Annotated in this window: 25 protein-coding genes; 24 read left to right on the forward strand and 1 reads right to left on the reverse strand. The window is 61.3% G+C overall.

Annotation, left to right across the window (positions count from 1 at the left end):
• Positions 1–3 precede the first annotated feature (3 nt).
• The 16 genes from rplV (at position 4) to AC4FS3_RS22710 (ending at position 8,017) form a co-directional block, all read left to right on the forward strand.
• Positions 4–384: a 50S ribosomal protein L22 gene (rplV, locus tag AC4FS3_RS22635; protein ID WP_198837594.1), complete on the forward strand. Its 381-nt coding sequence runs from the start codon at positions 4–6 to the stop codon at positions 382–384.
• Positions 384–1,109 carry a 30S ribosomal protein S3 gene (rpsC, locus tag AC4FS3_RS22640; protein ID WP_092899234.1) on the forward strand — a complete coding sequence of 242 codons (726 nt, stop codon included), beginning with the start codon at positions 384–386 and terminating at the stop codon, positions 1,107–1,109. Before rplV ends, rpsC begins: the two co-directional genes overlap by 1 nt.
• 13 nt (positions 1,110–1,122) lie before the next feature.
• Complete coding sequence (gene rplP, locus AC4FS3_RS22645) at positions 1,123–1,536, forward strand: 50S ribosomal protein L16 (RefSeq protein ID WP_092899232.1); 414 nt, start codon at positions 1,123–1,125, stop codon at positions 1,534–1,536.
• Positions 1,537–1,699: 163 nt separating this feature from the next.
• Positions 1,700–2,437, forward strand: coding sequence for an MgtC/SapB family protein (locus AC4FS3_RS22650; protein WP_491022424.1), 738 nt, complete (start codon positions 1,700–1,702; stop codon positions 2,435–2,437).
• Between the two features lie 183 nt (positions 2,438–2,620).
• Positions 2,621–2,821, forward strand: a complete 201-nt coding sequence (gene rpmC, locus AC4FS3_RS22655) for a 50S ribosomal protein L29 (protein WP_092899227.1) — start codon at positions 2,621–2,623, stop codon at positions 2,819–2,821.
• A gap of 11 nt (positions 2,822–2,832) precedes the next feature.
• Positions 2,833–3,066 carry a 30S ribosomal protein S17 gene (gene rpsQ / locus AC4FS3_RS22660; protein ID WP_092899225.1) on the forward strand — a complete coding sequence of 78 codons (234 nt, stop codon included), beginning with the start codon at positions 2,833–2,835 and terminating at the stop codon, positions 3,064–3,066.
• An 88-nt stretch (positions 3,067–3,154) separates the two neighbouring features.
• Positions 3,155–3,523, forward strand: a complete 369-nt coding sequence (gene rplN / locus AC4FS3_RS22665; protein ID WP_013066055.1) for a 50S ribosomal protein L14 — start codon at positions 3,155–3,157, stop codon at positions 3,521–3,523.
• Between the two features lies 1 nt (position 3,524).
• Complete coding sequence (gene rplX, locus AC4FS3_RS22670; protein ID WP_092899223.1) at positions 3,525–3,830, forward strand: 50S ribosomal protein L24; 306 nt, start codon at positions 3,525–3,527, stop codon at positions 3,828–3,830.
• Positions 3,830–4,390: a 50S ribosomal protein L5 gene (rplE, locus tag AC4FS3_RS22675; protein WP_283176076.1), complete on the forward strand. Its 561-nt coding sequence runs from the start codon at positions 3,830–3,832 to the stop codon at positions 4,388–4,390. The genes rplX and rplE overlap by 1 nt, the downstream gene beginning before the upstream one ends.
• 18 nt (positions 4,391–4,408) lie before the next feature.
• Positions 4,409–4,714 (forward strand): 30S ribosomal protein S14, encoded by a 306-nt coding sequence (gene rpsN, locus AC4FS3_RS22680; protein ID WP_198837597.1) that lies wholly within the window; start codon positions 4,409–4,411, stop codon positions 4,712–4,714.
• A gap of 12 nt (positions 4,715–4,726) precedes the next feature.
• Complete coding sequence (gene rpsH / locus AC4FS3_RS22685) at positions 4,727–5,125, forward strand: 30S ribosomal protein S8 (protein WP_198837598.1); 399 nt, start codon at positions 4,727–4,729, stop codon at positions 5,123–5,125.
• 10 nt (positions 5,126–5,135) lie between these two features.
• A complete protein-coding gene (rplF, locus tag AC4FS3_RS22690) occupies positions 5,136–5,669 on the forward strand; it encodes a 50S ribosomal protein L6 (RefSeq protein ID WP_092899215.1) in 534 nt (177 codons plus the stop codon).
• An 11-nt stretch (positions 5,670–5,680) separates the two neighbouring features.
• Positions 5,681–6,040 carry a 50S ribosomal protein L18 gene (gene rplR, locus AC4FS3_RS22695; protein ID WP_491022425.1) on the forward strand — a complete coding sequence of 120 codons (360 nt, stop codon included), beginning with the start codon at positions 5,681–5,683 and terminating at the stop codon, positions 6,038–6,040.
• 125 nt (positions 6,041–6,165) lie between these two features.
• Positions 6,166–6,738, forward strand: a complete 573-nt coding sequence (gene rpsE, locus AC4FS3_RS22700) for a 30S ribosomal protein S5 (RefSeq protein WP_198837600.1) — start codon at positions 6,166–6,168, stop codon at positions 6,736–6,738.
• Positions 6,739–6,743: 5 nt separating this feature from the next.
• Entirely contained in the window at positions 6,744–6,935 is a 192-nt protein-coding gene (rpmD, locus tag AC4FS3_RS22705; RefSeq protein WP_092899209.1) for a 50S ribosomal protein L30, read from the forward strand.
• Positions 6,936–7,036: 101 nt separating this feature from the next.
• Positions 7,037–8,017 (forward strand): glycosyltransferase family protein, encoded by a 981-nt coding sequence (locus AC4FS3_RS22710; RefSeq protein WP_491022426.1) that lies wholly within the window; start codon positions 7,037–7,039, stop codon positions 8,015–8,017.
• A gap of 1 nt (position 8,018) precedes the next feature.
• Here the strand turns inward: AC4FS3_RS22710 and AC4FS3_RS22715 are convergent, their stop codons facing one another.
• The gene (locus AC4FS3_RS22715; protein ID WP_491022427.1) at positions 8,019–8,510 is read right to left on the reverse strand and encodes an energy transducer TonB; all 492 of its coding nucleotides are present in this window, start codon (positions 8,508–8,510) and stop codon (positions 8,019–8,021) included.
• 223 nt (positions 8,511–8,733) lie between these two features.
• Here AC4FS3_RS22715 and rplO point away from each other — a divergent pair, with 223 nt between their 5' ends.
• The 8 genes from rplO to AC4FS3_RS22755 all read left to right on the forward strand — a co-directional run bounded on the left by rplO (position 8,734) and on the right by AC4FS3_RS22755 (position 15,712).
• Positions 8,734–9,207 (forward strand): 50S ribosomal protein L15, encoded by a 474-nt coding sequence (rplO, locus tag AC4FS3_RS22720; protein WP_283176073.1) that lies wholly within the window; start codon positions 8,734–8,736, stop codon positions 9,205–9,207.
• A 115-nt stretch (positions 9,208–9,322) separates the two neighbouring features.
• Positions 9,323–10,681, forward strand: a complete 1,359-nt coding sequence (gene secY, locus AC4FS3_RS22725; protein ID WP_491022428.1) for a preprotein translocase subunit SecY — start codon at positions 9,323–9,325, stop codon at positions 10,679–10,681.
• Positions 10,682–10,743: 62 nt separating this feature from the next.
• Complete coding sequence (locus AC4FS3_RS22730; protein WP_491022429.1) at positions 10,744–11,331, forward strand: adenylate kinase; 588 nt, start codon at positions 10,744–10,746, stop codon at positions 11,329–11,331.
• A 179-nt stretch (positions 11,332–11,510) separates the two neighbouring features.
• A complete protein-coding gene (gene rpsM, locus AC4FS3_RS22735) occupies positions 11,511–11,879 on the forward strand; it encodes a 30S ribosomal protein S13 (protein WP_283176071.1) in 369 nt (122 codons plus the stop codon).
• Between the two features lie 15 nt (positions 11,880–11,894).
• On the forward strand, positions 11,895–12,293 hold the full coding sequence (rpsK, locus tag AC4FS3_RS22740) for a 30S ribosomal protein S11 (RefSeq protein WP_092899195.1): 399 nt from the start codon (positions 11,895–11,897) through the stop codon (positions 12,291–12,293).
• 144 nt (positions 12,294–12,437) lie between these two features.
• Entirely contained in the window at positions 12,438–13,454 is a 1,017-nt protein-coding gene (locus tag AC4FS3_RS22745; protein ID WP_092899193.1) for a DNA-directed RNA polymerase subunit alpha, read from the forward strand.
• Between the two features lie 168 nt (positions 13,455–13,622).
• On the forward strand, positions 13,623–14,033 hold the full coding sequence (gene rplQ / locus AC4FS3_RS22750) for a 50S ribosomal protein L17 (protein ID WP_092899191.1): 411 nt from the start codon (positions 13,623–13,625) through the stop codon (positions 14,031–14,033).
• A 362-nt stretch (positions 14,034–14,395) separates the two neighbouring features.
• On the forward strand, positions 14,396–15,712 hold the full coding sequence (locus tag AC4FS3_RS22755; protein WP_283176070.1) for a replication-associated recombination protein A: 1,317 nt from the start codon (positions 14,396–14,398) through the stop codon (positions 15,710–15,712).
• Positions 15,713–15,814: the final 102 nt, after the last annotated feature.

The following is a 15,814-nucleotide window of genomic DNA, read 5'->3' on the forward strand; positions in this document are numbered from 1 at the left end:
GCCATGGGTAAGGAAAAGAATCCGCGCCGCGTGGCGGATAATGAGGCGATGGCCGTGGCACGTATGCTGCGCACCTCGCCCCAGAAACTGAATCTGGTTGCGGGTCTGATCCGCGGCAAGAAAGTCGACAAGGCGCTGGCCGACCTCACCTTCTCCAAGCGTCGTATCGCTGGCGAAGTGAAGAAAGTCCTGCAATCCGCGATTGCCAATGCCGAGAACAACCATGGTCTCGACGTTGACAGCCTGATCGTGGCGGAAGCCTGGTGCGGCAAGAACCTGGTGATGAAGCGGGGCCGTCCGCGGGCTCGTGGTCGCTTCGGCAAAATCATGAAGCCGTTCAGCGAAATCACCATCAAGGTTCGTCAGTCCGGGGAGTCGGCATAATGGGTCAGAAGGTCAATCCGATCGGCATGCGCCTTCAGGTCAACCGTACCTGGGACAGCCGCTGGTTCGCTGAATCGAAAGATTTCGGCAACCTGCTTCTGGAAGATCTCCGCATCCGTGAGTTCATCCACAAGGAAGCCAAACAGGCCGGCATCTCGAAAGTCGTCATCGAGCGTCCGCACCGTAAGTGCCGCGTGACCATCTACTCGGCGCGTCCGGGTGTGATCATCGGCAAAAAAGGCGCTGACATCGAGACGCTTCGCAAGAAGGTCGCGGCCTTCACCGCCTCGGACCTGCATCTGAACATCGTCGAAGTGCGCAAGCCCGAAGTCGATGCCCAGCTGGTGGCCGAGTCGATCGCACAACAGATGGAGCGTCGTGTGTCGTTCCGTCGTGCGATGAAGCGTGGCGTGCAGAACGCGATGCGCATGGGCGCCCTCGGCATCCGTGTGAACGTGGCTGGTCGTCTGGGTGGTGCGGAAATCGCGCGTACCGAATGGTACCGTGAAGGCCGCGTGCCGCTGCATACGCTTCGTGCTGACATCGACTATGCGCTGTCGGAAGCCGAAACCCCCTATGGGATCATCGGTGTGAAAGTCTGGATCTTCAAAGGCGAAATCCTTGAGCATGATCCGCAAGCCCACGATCGTCGCCTGGCAGAGGCAGCGGATGCTCCGGCACCCCGCGGTCCGCGCCGTGAGCGTGGCGACCGTGAGCGCGCCTGAGGAGTATTGAACAATGCTGCAACCAAAGCGCACTAAATTCCGCAAGATGCACAAGGGCCGCATCAAGGGCGAAGCCAAAGGCGGCTCCACCCTGAACTTCGGCTCGTTTGCTCTGAAATCGACCGAACCCGAGCGCGTCACGGCGCGGCAGATCGAAGCGGCCCGCCGCGCGATCACCCGTCACATGAAGCGTCAGGGCCGTGTCTGGATCCGTATCTTCCCGGATACCCCGGTTTCGGCAAAGCCGACCGAGGTCCGGATGGGGTCCGGTAAGGGCTCGGTCGATTACTGGGCCTGCAAGGTGAAGCCTGGCCGCATCATGTTCGAGATCGACGGTGTGAACGAGGAAATCGCTCGTGAAGCCCTGCGTCTCGGCGCGATGAAACTGCCGGTCACCTCGCGCATCGTCGCGCGCGAAGACTGGTAAGAACAGGCCCGTATCCGGGCTTAGAGGGGCCCCGGCGCGATTGCGCCGGGGCCTTTTCGTTTGTGGTCGCGGTGACAGGCGATAAGTCACCGGCGGCTCAGGGCCGGGGGGAACTGTTCTTGAGGACCGGGGTTGAGCACGACACCTCTGACCGGAGCTTTCCATGACCCCTGAGACCGTTCTGACCGCATTGCAGGATCGCGATGTGATGATCCCGCTTATGTGCAGCCTCGTGGCCGGAGGGCTGATTGGGGCGGAGAGAGAGCTGAACCGCAAGCCCGCCGGGATCAGAACCCACACGCTGTTATGCTTTGCTGCGGCCCTGATGACCATTCTCGGGCTGAGGATGGCGGAATGGGTGGCCTATCTGCCGGCAGGGACCCAGGTGGTCTCGGACATGTCGCGGATGCCACATGCGATCCTGACCGGGGTGGGCTTTCTTGGGGCAGGGGTGATCTTTCGCGAGGGCGGCTCGGTTCAGGGGCTGACCACTGCCGCCTCGCTCTGGCTGACGGCTGCGCTCGGGATTGTATTCGGGACCGGCCTGCTGGGGCTGGGCCTCGTCGGTGCGGCGATCACCGTACTGGTCCTTGTGGTGCTGCGTGTGTTTCAGTGGCTCGCGCCGCCTTCGCCTGTTGCGCGGCTTGAGGTCGAGCTGACCACGGCAGCAACACTGACCGTCGGCGAGCTGGAAGAGCTCCTGGCGCGGCAGGGCATCCGTTGTGGCGCCGTCGGCTACCAGATGGATCAGGAAAGCGGTATGCGTCGCTACGAGACCCTGCTCTCGTCACGCCGCCCGCTGCCGGCGCCCGAAGCGATTGCCGCCCGGGTGCAGGAGGCCGGTGGCGTTCACCGGCTGGTGATCGCGCCGCTGACGCTTGACTCGGCCCAGTTCGGCTGAGTGCAGCAGTCCCGCCAGGAAAATCAGGGGATTTGGCTTGCCCTTTATCGATGCCTCCTGTAGGGGAACCCATCCTGCGGATTCCGGGTGACCGGGATTCGCAGGTGATTCATTGATCCACCAGGTCAAAGGTCACCCGGCCACATGTCGGGGCCCTCTGGTGAATGTAAAAGGAAAAGGCGAATGACCGCCAAAGAACTGACCGGGAAAACCCCGGACCAGCTGCGTGACAGCCTTGTTGCGCTCAAGAAAGAAGCGTTCAATCTGCGCTTCCAGCAAGCGACCAACCAGCTTGAGAACACCGCCCGCATGCGCACCGTGCGCCGCGAAGTGGCCCGTATCAAAACCGTTCTCGGCCAAAAAGCCGCTGAAGCTGCGAAGTAAGGATCAGACCCATGCCGAAGCGCATCCTGACTGGCACCGTGACCTCCGACAAGAACGAGCAGACCATCACTGTCTCGGTCGAGCGTCGTTTCAAGCACCCGCTGCTGCAGAAAACGGTCCGTAAGTCGAAGAAATACCGCGCCCATGACGCGGAAAACAAATTCAAAGTGGGTGACACTGTTCGTATCGAAGAGTGCGCGCCGATTTCGAAGACGAAGCGTTGGACGGTGGTGGTCGAGGCCTGAGCAATCAGTCCTCTCCATACCGTTCAGCTACAACTGAGCGATACCCCGGGGCGGTTGATCGCTGTCCCCGAAGGTCGGGAGAAACCAAATGATCCAGATGCAGACCAATCTGGATGTAGCTGATAACTCCGGCGCCCGCCGGGTTCAGTGCATCAAGGTTCTGGGCGGCTCGCACCGCCGCTACGCATCCGTGGGCGACATCATCGTGGTGTCGGTCAAGGAGGCGATTCCTAAAGGTCGCGTGAAGAAAGGTGACGTGCGTAAAGCCGTCGTCGTTCGCACCGCGAAAGAAGTTCGTCGTGAAGATGGCACCGCCATCCGTTTCGACCGCAATGCTGCCGTCATCCTGAACAATCAGGGCGAGCCGGTCGGTACCCGTATCTTCGGGCCGGTGGTTCGTGAGCTGCGCGCGAAGAACTTCATGAAGATCATCTCGCTGGCGCCGGAGGTGCTGTGATATGGCTGCTAAGCTGAAAAAAGGCGACACCGTCGTCGTTCTGACCGGCAAGGACAAGGGCAAACAAGGCGAGATCTCGTCTGTTTCGCCGAAAGCCGGCAAAGCTGTGGTTGATGGCGTGAACATCGCGATCCGTCACACCAAGCAATCCGCAGGCAGCCAGGGCGGCCGCATCCCGAAAGCGATGCCGATCGACCTGTCGAACCTCGCGCTCCTGGACAAAAACGGCAAAGCGACCCGCGTTGGCTTCCGTGAGGAAGACGGCAAGAAGATCCGCTTCGCCAAGACCACCGGGGAGGCTATCTGATGTCGGATAAAGCAACCTATACCCCGCGTCTGAAGGCTGAGTTCAAGACCAAGATCCGCGCCGCTCTGAAGGAGGAATTCTCCTATAAGAACGACATGCAGATCCCGCGTCTGGAAAAGATCGTCCTGAACATGGGCGTTGGTGAAGCGGTGAAAGACACCAAGAAGGTCAAACAGGCCTCCGAGGAGCTTTCGCTGATCGCCGGCCAGAAGGCCGTCATCACCAAGGCCAAGAAATCCATCGCAGGCTTCCGCGTTCGTGAAGAGATGCCGCTCGGCACCAAAGTCACGCTGCGCGGCGACAAGATGTATGAATTCCTTGATCGTCTGATCAACGTGGCCCTGCCGCGCGTCCGCGACTTCCGCGGCGTGAAAGGCACCTCGTTTGACGGCAATGGCAACTACGCCATGGGCTTGAAAGAGCACATCGTTTTCCCGGAAATCGAATTCGACAAAGTCGATGAGGTTCTGGGTATGGACATCATCATCTGCACGAACGCCAAGTCGGATGCCGAAGCAAAATCCCTGCTGAAGCATTTCAACATGCCGTTCACGGCCTGATCGCGAGGAACCTGAAACATGGCTAAGAAATCCATGGTGAACCGCGAAGTGAAGCGCGAGAAGCTGACGGCTCGTCATGCTGTCAAGCGCGCTGCACTCAAGGCGGTGATCAATGACCAAGAGAAGCCGATTGAAGAGCGCTTTGCGGCGACTCTGAAACTGGCTGAGATGCCCCGCAACTCTTCGGCTGTGCGCATGCACAACCGTTGCCAGCTGACGGGTCGTCCGCATGCTTACTACCGTAAGCTGAAACTGTCGCGGATCAAGCTGCGTGACCTGGCCTCGTTCGGCCAGATCCCGGGCATGGTCAAGTCGAGCTGGTAAGGGAGAGAGCAGATGCCTGTTAATGATCCCATCGGCGATATGCTGACCCGTATCCGTAACTCGTCGCTGCGCGGCAAGTCCACGGTTTCGACCCCGGCTTCGACCCTGCGTGCCCGCGTCCTCGACGTGCTGCTCGCAGAAGGTTACATCCGCGGTTATGAAAAGGCCGAGACCTCGAATGGTCAGGGCGAATTCACCATCAGCCTGAAATACTACGAAGGCGAGCCGGTTATCCGCGAGTTGAAGCGGGTCTCCAAGCCGGGCCGTCGCGTGTATATGGGCGTCGAAGATCTGCCGTCGGTCCGCAACGGGCTTGGCGTCGCGATCGTCTCGACCCCGAAGGGCGTTCTCTCGGATGCAAATGCGCGCGCGGCCAATGTTGGCGGCGAAGTGCTTTGCACCGTCTTCTGAGGAGGGTTTAATGTCTCGTATCGGCAAAAAACCCGTAGAGCTGGCAAAGGGCGTTACCGCGTCCGTTTCCGGCCAGACCATCGAAGTCAAGGGGCCGAAAGGCACCCGTTCCTTCACCGCTGGCGACAATGTGTCGGTCACTGTTGAGGGCAATGAAGTGAAAGTCACCCCGCGTGGCCTTTCCAAAATTGCCCGTCAGCAATGGGGCATGTCGCGTTCGATGATCGAAAATCTTGTGACCGGTGTGACCACCGGCTTCAAGAAAGAGATGGAAATTCAGGGCGTTGGTTATCGCGCGGCGATGGCTGGCAATGTTCTGAAACTGTCTCTGGGCTTCTCGCATGAAGTGAATTTCGAAGTGCCGAAGGGGATCACCGTTACGACCCCGAAGCCCACCGAGATCACCGTCGAGGGCATCGATCAGCAGGAAGTCGGCCAGGTGGCAGCGAACATCCGCAACTGGAAGCGTCCCGAGCCCTATAAGGGCAAAGGGATCCGCTACAAGGGCGAGTTCGTCTTCCGCAAGGAAGGCAAGAAGAAGTAAGGGGCGCAAAAATGGCTTTGAACAAACGAGAGCTGTTCCTGAAGCGCCGCTTGCGCGTACGGAACAAAATCAAATCGGCGAATGCAGGTCGTCTGCGTCTCTCCGTTCACCGCTCGTCGAAAAACATCAGCGTTCAGCTGATCGACGATGTGAAGGGCGTGACCCTGGCAGCCGCGTCTTCGCTGGAAAAAGAACTGGGCGTCGTTGGCAAGAACAACGTCGAAGCAGCCGCGAAAGTGGGTGCAGCGATTGCAGAACGCGCCAAAGCAGCCGGTGTGAAAGAAGTTTACTTCGACCGCGGTGGCTTCCTGTTCCATGGCAAAATCAAAGCCCTGGCAGAAGCTGCACGCGAAGGCGGCCTCAAGTTCTGATCCTGCGGGTGGCGGTCACGCCACCCCGATGATCCGGGAGGGCGGCCCCTGTGGCCGTCACTCACTAGGATTGACCCAAATCAGGCGCGGCTCGCCCGTGCCACTCACGGAAAGGACTCTGTCACATGGCAGAACGTGATAACCGCCGGGAGCGTCGTGACGACCGTCGCGAAGAGACCCCGGAATTCGCAGATCGCCTCGTCGCGATCAACCGCGTGTCGAAAACCGTCAAGGGCGGTAAGCGCTTTGGCTTTGCAGCGCTCGTCGTTGTCGGCGATCAGCGCGGCCGCGTTGGTTTCGGCAAGGGCAAGGCGAAAGAAGTGCCGGAGGCTGTCCGTAAAGCCACCGAGCAGGCCAAGCGCCAGATGATCCGTGTGCAGCTGAAAGACGCCCGCACGCTGCACCACGACATCGAGGGCCGTCACGGCGCTGGTAAAGTCGTGATGCGGACCGCTGTTGCAGGTACCGGTATCATCGCCGGCGGCCCGATGCGCGCTGTCTTCGAGATGCTCGGTGTGCAGGACGTTGTTGCGAAGTCGCTCGGCTCGCAGAACCCCTACAACATGATCCGCGCCACCTTCGAAGGCCTCTCGAAAGAGAACTCGCCGCGTTCGGTTGCTGCGCGTCGTGGCAAGAAAGTCGCCGAGATCCTGCGTAAGCCGGAAACCGAAGCGGCTCCCGAAGCTGTGGGAGGCTGATCGAAATGGCCAAGAAAACCATCGTCGTCCAGCAATACGCCTCGGCAGCCCGCCGCCCTGCGATCCAGACCCAGACCCTGATCGGTCTTGGCCTGAACAAAATCAACCGCACCCGCGAGCTGGAAGATACTCCGGCAGTGCGCGGCATGGTCAACAAGATCCCGCATCTTGTGAAGATCATCGAAGAGCGCGGCTGAGCCTCTGACGATTTCTGAAAACGCCCCGGTCCCCGCGACCGGGGCGTTTTCTTTTTGCGCCACTGCCGCCAGGATGGCGCCGCAATACGAAGGGGCCGCGCGTGCATCTGGTAAATTTTTCCGAACTGATGGGGCCTGACTGGCGTTTTCCGGATCCGTCCTGCCAGACCCCGGGGTTGAGTTCGGAATGCCATGTCATCGCCCCGGGAAGCCGCTCCTGGGGGCTCCGGCTGAATTCATGGGCTGCGGCGCGCCGCGCGGTCAGGGCGGCGCGAGGGCGGTCAGACGCGGTGCTGGTCAGCCATTTGCCGGGCGCGACGTTGCGGCTGGCCATGCTGGCGGGGCCGGGATCACGCAGCGGGGCAGCGATAAGGCATATCGCATTTGCCTTCAATTTTACCGATCTGCCGCAGGGGCAAAAACTGCGCGCCTATCGCGCGGCCCTGTCCCGTGTCGATGAATTCGTCATCTTCTCGAATTTTGAGCGCGACCTCTATGCGCGCCATTTTGGCCTGCCGCCCGAGCGATTCACCTTCCTGCCCTGGGCGATGGAGGTGCCACGACCCGGGTCGGTGGCGGCGCCCTTCGATCAGCCCTGGCTGGTGGCGCTCGGCGGCGAAGGGCGCGACTACCCGACGCTGCTGCAGGCCGCGCTGCTGCGGCCCGATCTGCGGCTGGTGGTGATCGCGCGGCCCTATAACCTTGCCGGGCTGGAACTGCCGCCCAATGTAAAGGCCTTTACCAATCTGCCGGCGGCCGAGGCCTGGGGGCTGGTCAGCGGCGCAGCCGGGATGCTGTTGCCGCTGCGCGAGGGCCGCACGCCCAATGGCCATATCACGCTGGTTGGCGCCCAGATGCTGGGCGTGCCGCTGGCGATCACCGATTCGCTCGGGGTGCGGGATTATGTCGACCCGGCCACCGCTCTTTTGCTGCCGCCCGCAAGCCCGGAGGCGCTGGCCGCCGCGATGGAACACATTGCGACCGGCGGGGCCGGGATCCGGGACATGGCGGAGCGCGCCCGCGACATCGCCCTGAGCCGCAGCGCGCCCTCGGTCTGGTGTGACTGGCTGGCCAGCCTCTGAGTTACTCTGCCGCCGGTTCTGCGTCCTCTTCGGCGGGGGATTCCGGCAGGGCGGGGATATTGCTGGTGACGAGGATCGAGAAGCTGCGATCCGCATCGCCCATATCCGGCGCGAATAGCGGGAAGGGCTCGGCGGACCGGATCTGGGCCATGGCGATATTGTCGAACATCGGCTGACCCGAGCTTTCCGAGACCGCGCTGGAGACGAGGCGGCCATCGGCGCCGGTGGTAAAGTCGACGCGTGTCGTGAAGTCACCGGCTATGCCTGCGTCTCTCAGCGTCGCGGTGTTCAGCCTGACACTGTTGATCCGTGCGATCACTGCGGCGACATAATCTTCGGTCGTGGCGGGGGCCTCGGCTGCGCTCGCGGCTTCGGGCAGGGCTGCCCCGCCGGGCGCAGCCGGCTCTTGCGCAACAGCTGCAAGCGGCGAGAGTGACAGGCTGAGGGCTGCGACAAGGGCAGTAAGGCGGGCAGCGGAAGGGGAGGCGGTCATAGCGGATCCTGAGCAAATGGCCGGGTTCGTGCCCCGGCCAGGGGTGATGTCCGACCGTGCCGCGCTCAGGGGTCAGGCGCCAGTAGTGACGCCGGGCTTGCCAGGGGCTGGGTGGTGGTCTATAGGCGCCAGCGTGGCCCAGCGGGCTGCGACTCACAACCAAGAAATGCCGTGTTGGCCCCATCCGTCGCAGGCGGGGTCGTTCCGGCCAGGAGTATGCGACATGAAACTGAATGAACTTCACGACAACGCCGGCGCCGCCCGTAAGAAAAAGCGCGTGGCACGCGGTCCGGGTTCGGGCAAAGGTAAAACCGCAGGGCGCGGTATCAAAGGCCAGAAATCCCGTTCGGGTGTGGCTATTGGTGGTTACGAGGGTGGCCAGATGCCGCTCTATCGCCGCCTGCCCAAGCGCGGCTTCTCGAAGCCGAACCGTAAGGAATACGCAGTCGTCAACCTTGGCCTGATCGAGAAATTCATCGATATGGGCAAACTCGACATCAAAGCCGAGATCAACGAGGACGCGCTGGTTGCAGCTGGCCTGACCACCAACAAGCGCGACGGTATCCGCATCCTGAACAAGGGCGAGATCAAATCGGCTGTCAAACTGAACGTGACCGGCGCTTCGGCCGCTGCTGTCGAGGCCATCAAGGCCGCTGGCGGCTCGATCACGGTGAAGGCTGACGCTGCGGCTGAATAAGCCAACAAAGCGGTTGTGAGCGGCGTCATCGTCGCTTACATCTCACTCACGTTTTCCTGCGCCGCCGGACCCGGATAAAACGGTCCGGCGGCGCTGTCCATGAAAGAGACCGGAAATGGCATCTGCCGCAGAGCAAATGGCCGCCAACCTCTCCTGGGGGGCTTTGGCCAAGGCGACCGATCTTCGCCAACGCATCTTCTTTACCATCGGCCTGCTGATCATCTATCGGCTTGGCACCTATATCCCGGTGCCTGGCATCGAGGGTGAGGCTTTGCGGCGCACCTGGGCCGAGGTGGGGCAGGGGATCGGCGGGATGCTGAACCTGTTTACCGGGGGCGCCATGAGCCGGATGGGCATCTTCGCCCTTGGCATCATGCCCTATATTTCGGCCTCGATCATCGTCCAGCTGCTGGGCACGATGTATGAGCCCTGGAAGAACCTCAAGAAAGAGGGCGAGCTGGGTCGCAAGAAGCTGAACCAGTATACCCGCTATGGCACCGTGCTGCTGGCGGTCTTCCAGGCTTACGGCATCGCCGCCTCGCTGCAGGCTGGTGATCTGGCACATAATCCGGGAATGTTCTTCATCGCAGGCGTGGTGATCACCCTGGTCGGCGGCACCATGTTCCTGATGTGGCTGGGCGAGCAGATCACCGCCCGCGGCATCGGCAACGGCATCTCGCTGATCATCTTCGTCGGTATCGTCGCCGAGATCCCGGCCGCGCTGATGAACTTCCTCGCACAGGGCCGTTCGGGCGCGATCTCGACCCCGGTGATCCTTGGCGTGATCGTGATGGTGATCATCGTCATCGCCTTCGTCGTCTTCATGGAACGCGCTTTGCGCAAGATCCATATCCAGTATCCGCGCCGCCAGGTGGGGATGAAGGTCTATGACGGCGGCTCGTCGCATCTGCCGATCAAGGTCAACCCGGCCGGCGTTATCCCGGCGATCTTCGCCTCGTCGATCCTTCTGCTGCCGACCACCATCGGCACTTTCTCGGGCAATACAACGAACCCGGTGATCAGCTGGATTGCGCTGTATCTGGGCTACGGCACGCCGCTGCACGCCCTGGCTCTGGGTCTGCTGATCGTGTTCTTCAGCTATTTCTACACCCATAATGTCAGCTTCAAAGTTGATGAAGTGGCCGAGAACCTGAAGACGCAGAACGGCTTTATCCCGGGCATCCGCCCTGGCAAGAAGACCGAAGATTACCTCACCTATGTGACCAATCGCGTGCTTGTTCTGGGGTCGGCCTATCTGGCTGCCGTCTGTCTGCTGCCGGAATTCCTGATCGCCAATATCGGTCTGCCTTTCTACTTTGGCGGCACGTCGGTTCTGATCGTGGTGTCGGTGACGATGGACACGATCAACCAGGTTCAGTCGCATCTGCTGGCACATCAGTATGAAAGCCTGATCGAAAAGTCGCAGCTGCGCGGCAAGCGTAAGACGGGCCCGCGCGCGCCGGCCCGCCGCTAAGCCCGAGGTTAAGGGAGAGCCTGCACGCGAAGGCGTGCTGGCCTGAGGGAAAGGACAACGCTTTGGCGAAGAATATCATCCTGCTTGGCCCCCCCGGGGCCGGCAAAGGCACCCAGGCCAAGCGGCTCGAAACCGGGCGCGGCATGGTTCAGCTTTCGACCGGCGACATGCTTCGCGCCGCCAAAAGCTCGGGCACCGAAATGGGGAAGAAGGTTGCTGCGATCATGGATGCCGGGCAACTGGTGACCGATGAGATCGTGATCGGCCTGATCGCCGAACAGCTGGATCGTGGCGCGGCCGGTGGTTTCATCTTTGATGGCTTTCCGCGCACCCTGGCCCAGGCCGATGCCCTGGGCGAATTGCTCGCGGCCAAGGGCACAAAGCTTGATGCGGTGATCGAGCTGGTGGTGGATGATGAGGCTCTGGTGGGACGTATCGTGAAACGTGCCGAAGAGGCTGCGTCTGCGGGCGAGGCTGTGCGCCCGGATGACAATCCCGAAGTCTTCGCCAAACGTCTGCGGGAATATTACAAGCAGACGGCGCCGCTGCTCGGGTATTACTATGCCAAGGGCGGTCTGACCCAGGTTGATGGCATGGCCGCGATGGAGAGCGTTGCCGCTGATATCGCGAAAGTTCTTGACAAGGCATGAAAATCCGGCGCGGGGCCTTGACCCGCAGGGCATTTGACCATATTGCACAGCGTCCCGGGGTGGAATCACCGCTCCGGGGTTTCCCATTTCGGGAAGATCGAATCGGCCGGAACAGTTTTGCTGGCCGGTTGTGAAAAAAGGTTCTGGAGCTACGGAACCGCAACGAAAGGAAATCACGCGTGGCACGTATTGCTGGCGTTAACATCCCCACCAATAAGCGCGTTCCGATTGCGCTTCAGTATATCACCGGCATCGGCTCGCATATCGCGAGCCAGATCGTCACCGCGCTGAACATTGACCCGGCGCGCCGCGTGAATGATCTCTCGGATGCAGAAGTGCTGGCGATCCGCGAATATATCGACGCGAACTTCACCGTCGAGGGCGACCTGCGTCGCGAAACCTCGATGAACATCAAGCGCCTGATGGATCTCGGCTGCTATCGCGGTCTGCGCCATCGTCGCGGTCTCCCGGTGCGTGGTCAGCGGACCCACACCAACGCTCGCACCCGCAAAGGCCCCGCAAAGGCCATCGCTGGCAAGAAGAAGTAAGGGGAGGCCTGACACATGGCACGTGATCCGAAAGCCGCCCGCGGTGGCAAGCGTAAAGAGCGCAAGAACATCGCCGCAGGCGTTGCTCATGTGAACTCGTCGTTCAACAATACCAAAATCCTGATCTCGGACGTTCAGGGCAATGCCATTTCCTGGTCGTCGGCCGGGACCATGGGCTTCAAGGGGTCGCGCAAATCGACGCCTTACGCTGCCCAGATGGCTGCTGAAGACGCCGGCCGCAAGGCGCAGGAACATGGCGTGAAAACGCTGGAAGTCGAAGTTCAGGGCCCGGGTTCGGGTCGTGAATCGGCGCTCCGCGCGCTGTCGGCCATTGGTCTGACCATCACTTCGATCCGCGACGTGACCCCGCTGGCGCATAATGGTTGCCGCCCGCCGAAGCGTCGCCGCGTCTGATCTTTCAAGATCAAGCCCGGGCCGTGCTGGTGCATGGCCCGGGTGTTCCTGTTTGACGGTCTGGTTCTCAGACTTCGTTAAAGACCCTCGGGCGCCGCGCTTCACCCGGAACATGGAAGCGATGGCAGGTATGGAGGCATAAGCATGATCCACAAGAACTGGCAGGAACTGATCAAACCGACCCAGCTGGTCGTGAAACCGGGGAGTGACGCAGGCCGCGTTGCCACGGTCATCGCAGAGCCGCTGGAGCGGGGCTTCGGCCTCACGCTCGGCAATGCGCTGCGTCGCGTTCTGCTGTCGTCGCTGCAGGGCGCCGCGATCACCAGCGTCCAGATCGACAATGTCCTGCACGAGTTCTCCTCGGTGCCGGGCGTCCGCGAGGATGTCACCGATATCGTTCTGAACCTCAAAGGCGTTTCGCTGAAGATGGATGTCGAAGGGCCGAAGCGTCTTTCGATCTCGGCCCGTGGCCCCGGTGTTGTCACCGCGAGCGCGATTTCCGAGACCAACGGCATCGAAGTGCTGAACAAGGATCACGTGATCTGCCACCTCGACGACGGGGCAGACGTGTTCATGGAACTAACCGTGAGCACCGGCAAGGGCTATGTCTCTGCCGATAAGAACCGCCCGGAAGATGCGCCGATCGGCCTGATTCCGATCGATGCGATCTATTCGCCGGTCAAGCGCGTGTCCTATGAAGTGCAGCCGACCCGTGAGGGTCAGGTGCTCGACTATGACAAGCTGACGATGAAGATCGAAACCGACGGCTCGCTGACGCCGGATGACGCTGTGGCCTATGCTGCGCGCATCCTGCAAGACCAGCTGGCGGTGTTCGTGAACTTCGACGAGCCGGAAGCGGCACGTGGTGGCGAAGTGGATTCGGGCCTCGAATTCAACCCGCTGCTGCTGAAGAAAGTCGACGAGCTGGAACTGTCGGTCCGTTCGGCAAACTGCCTGAAGAACGACAATATCGTCTATATCGGCGATCTGATCCAGAAGACCGAAGCCGAGATGCTGCGCACCCCGAACTTCGGCCGCAAATCGCTGAACGAGATCAAGGAAGTGCTTTCGGGCATGGGTCTGCATCTCGGGATGGAAGTCGAAGACTGGCCGCCGGAAAATATCGAAGATCTGGCCAAGCGGTTTGAGGATCAGTTCTGAGCCGCATCACCGGTTGACTGAACAAGGCCGGGGGGCTAAGGCCCCCCGGACCCCCCGCCGCGCGACCTGTGTTTGAGGGTGGTGAGACGATCCGGGCAATCCCGCCCCAACGACGCCGGTCCAACGCAGACCGGCAACACAAAGTAAAAAACGCTATAGGAGAGACCCATGCGTCACGCCCGCGGCTATCGTCGCCTCAACCGCACCCATGAGCACCGCAAGGCGCTTTTCTCGAATATGTCCGGCTCGCTGATCGAGCATGAGCAGATCAAGACCACCCTTCCGAAGGCGAAGGAACTGCGTCCGATCATCGAGAAGCTGATCACGCTGGCAAAGCGTGGCGACCTGCACGCCCGTCGTCAGGCTGCCGCCCAGCTGAAAGAAGACAAAGACGTCGAGAAGCTGTTCGCGATTCTCGGCCCGCGTTACAAAGATCGTCAGGGCGGCTATGTGCGCGTCCTGAAAGCCGGTTTCCGGTATGGCGACATGGCTCCGATGGCGATCATCGAATTCGTTGACCGTGACACTTCGGCCAAAGGCGCCGCTGACCGCGCCCGTCTGGAAGCCGCTGAAGAGTGATCTCGCGCGACTGATCCCCGCCTGTCTGGGATCGGGATGACTAAAGGGCCCGCCTCTGATCGTCAGGGGCGGGCCTTATCCTTTCGGGCGCTATGCTTTTACCTCGGAGCTTCCGGCGCTGATCGCTTCATGCGAAGCTGCGCCCATGACCGATCTCTTCGATTCCCCCGGTGGTCGCACCGATCCGAAGCCCCCAGGTGCCGGGGTGCCGCGCCCCCCTGCCGGCCGGCTGTGGCCGAACAGGCTTTCAGGAGTGAGAGGGCAGGGGCAGGCCCTGGCTCCCGAGGTCTTGCCCGGTGCGAGGCTGGCGGCCCGGTATCGCAATCTGGCTTCGAGATAGATCCTTCAAAACCGGTATCCCCATGTCCGACCTTTTCGACAGTGCCCCCAGGCAGACGAAACAGCCGCTGGCCGCAGTTCTGCGCCCGCAGACGCTTGATGATGTGTTCGGCCAGCCCGATATCGTTAAGCCCGGCTCGGTGCTGCGCCGCCGGATCGCTGCCGGCCGGCTTGGCAGCCTGATCCTTTACGGCCCTCCCGGCATCGGGAAGACCTCGATTGCCAGGGCGGTCGGCAATATGCTTGGCAAGGAATTCCGCCCGCTGCACGCAACCCGCGCCGGCGTAAAGGATTTGCGTGAACTGGCGGATGAGGCCCGGATCCGGCCATTGCTGATCTTCGTGGACGAGGTTCACCGCTTCAGCGCGACGCAATGCGACGATCTCCTGTCGATCTGTGAGGAGGGCACGGCCGACTTCATCGGCGCGACGACCGGCAATCCCTACCACGTGTTGCCGCCCGCTCTGATATCGCGCTCGCATATTCTGAAGCTTGAACCACTGACCATAGAAGACATGGAACGTGTCCTTCTGCGCGGCCTTGCCCATCTGAAAGAGGAGGGCATCGAAGTGGTCCTGGAGCCTGCACAGATGCGTCTGCTGGCAGGCCGGTCCGGTGGCGACGCGCGTCGTGCGCTCACGACACTTGAAAGCCTTGCGGTCGGGCATGACCAGGCGCGGGTGGTCATCACCGGTGAGATGATCGAGGAAGTCTATGCCTCGGCGCCGGTGAACCATGATCGCAGTGGCGATATGCATTACGATGTCGTCAGTGCGATGATCAAGGCGGCAAGAGGCTCGGATCCGGATGCCACGCTTTATTGGCTGGCCCGGCTCATCCATGCCGGTGAAGATCCACGCTACATTGCGCGACGGCTGATGATCCATGCCTCGGAAGATGTGGGCCTTGCTGACAATACTGCGCTGCAGACTGCGGTTGCCGCCCTGCACGCAGTGGAGAAGATCGGTTATCCTGAGGCACAGATTATCCTGGCCCATGCGGCGCTGCATATCGCCCTCGCGCCGAAGTCGAATTCAGCCTGCCGTGGCATCGGGCTGGCCATGAAGATGGTGACTTCAGAAGCGCCAAAACCGGTTCCCCTGCATCTGCGCGACTCTCATTACGCCGGCGCCGCCAAGCTCGGCCACGTCGGCTACAGATACCCGCATAATGACCCTCGGGGCTGGGTCGAACAGAATTATGCGGCGGGTCTGGCCAGGGGATCTCTCTACCAGTCAGATGGCAGAGGTGTCACATTCGAGGCAAGAGCGGCCGAGTATTGGGAGCGTGTCACAGGCCTTCCCACCGTGCAGAGAACGCCTTCGTCAACATCTGAGTGATGTGACCCGAGGCGCGACCTTGGCCCAAACCTACCGGGCGCCAGCACAGGTCACTCCGATATGGCGCCGTGCGGCGGCGTTTCGGGCATGATAAAACATCAG

The sequence above is a fragment of the Pseudogemmobacter sp. TB195 genome, assembly GCF_058313095.1.

Bases quoted from the DNA above. Each gene is read 5' to 3' on its own strand.
- rplV (WP_198837594.1), top strand. From the start codon at position 4: ATGGGTAAGGAAAAGAATCCGCGCCGCGTGGCGGATAATGAGGCGATG.
- rpsC (WP_092899234.1), top strand. From the start codon at position 384: ATGGGTCAGAAGGTCAATCCGATCGGCATGCGCCTTCAGGTCAACCGT.
- rplP (WP_092899232.1), top strand. From the start codon at position 1,123: ATGCTGCAACCAAAGCGCACTAAATTCCGCAAGATGCACAAGGGCCGC.
- AC4FS3_RS22650 (WP_491022424.1), top strand. From the start codon at position 1,700: ATGACCCCTGAGACCGTTCTGACCGCATTGCAGGATCGCGATGTGATG.
- rpmC (WP_092899227.1), top strand. From the start codon at position 2,621: ATGACCGCCAAAGAACTGACCGGGAAAACCCCGGACCAGCTGCGTGAC.
- rpsQ (WP_092899225.1), top strand. From the start codon at position 2,833: ATGCCGAAGCGCATCCTGACTGGCACCGTGACCTCCGACAAGAACGAG.
- rplN (WP_013066055.1), top strand. From the start codon at position 3,155: ATGATCCAGATGCAGACCAATCTGGATGTAGCTGATAACTCCGGCGCC.
- rplX (WP_092899223.1), top strand. From the start codon at position 3,525: ATGGCTGCTAAGCTGAAAAAAGGCGACACCGTCGTCGTTCTGACCGGC.
- rplE (WP_283176076.1), top strand. From the start codon at position 3,830: ATGTCGGATAAAGCAACCTATACCCCGCGTCTGAAGGCTGAGTTCAAG.
- rpsN (WP_198837597.1), top strand. From the start codon at position 4,409: ATGGCTAAGAAATCCATGGTGAACCGCGAAGTGAAGCGCGAGAAGCTG.
- rpsH (WP_198837598.1), top strand. From the start codon at position 4,727: ATGCCTGTTAATGATCCCATCGGCGATATGCTGACCCGTATCCGTAAC.
- rplF (WP_092899215.1), top strand. From the start codon at position 5,136: ATGTCTCGTATCGGCAAAAAACCCGTAGAGCTGGCAAAGGGCGTTACC.
- rplR (WP_491022425.1), top strand. From the start codon at position 5,681: ATGGCTTTGAACAAACGAGAGCTGTTCCTGAAGCGCCGCTTGCGCGTA.
- rpsE (WP_198837600.1), top strand. From the start codon at position 6,166: ATGGCAGAACGTGATAACCGCCGGGAGCGTCGTGACGACCGTCGCGAA.
- rpmD (WP_092899209.1), top strand. From the start codon at position 6,744: ATGGCCAAGAAAACCATCGTCGTCCAGCAATACGCCTCGGCAGCCCGC.
- AC4FS3_RS22715 (WP_491022427.1), bottom strand. From the start codon at position 8,510: ATGACCGCCTCCCCTTCCGCTGCCCGCCTTACTGCCCTTGTCGCAGCC.
- rplO (WP_283176073.1), top strand. From the start codon at position 8,734: ATGAAACTGAATGAACTTCACGACAACGCCGGCGCCGCCCGTAAGAAA.
- secY (WP_491022428.1), top strand. From the start codon at position 9,323: ATGGCATCTGCCGCAGAGCAAATGGCCGCCAACCTCTCCTGGGGGGCT.
- rpsK (WP_092899195.1), top strand. From the start codon at position 11,895: ATGGCACGTGATCCGAAAGCCGCCCGCGGTGGCAAGCGTAAAGAGCGC.
- AC4FS3_RS22745 (WP_092899193.1), top strand. From the start codon at position 12,438: ATGATCCACAAGAACTGGCAGGAACTGATCAAACCGACCCAGCTGGTC.
- rplQ (WP_092899191.1), top strand. From the start codon at position 13,623: ATGCGTCACGCCCGCGGCTATCGTCGCCTCAACCGCACCCATGAGCAC.
- AC4FS3_RS22755 (WP_283176070.1), top strand. From the start codon at position 14,396: ATGTCCGACCTTTTCGACAGTGCCCCCAGGCAGACGAAACAGCCGCTG.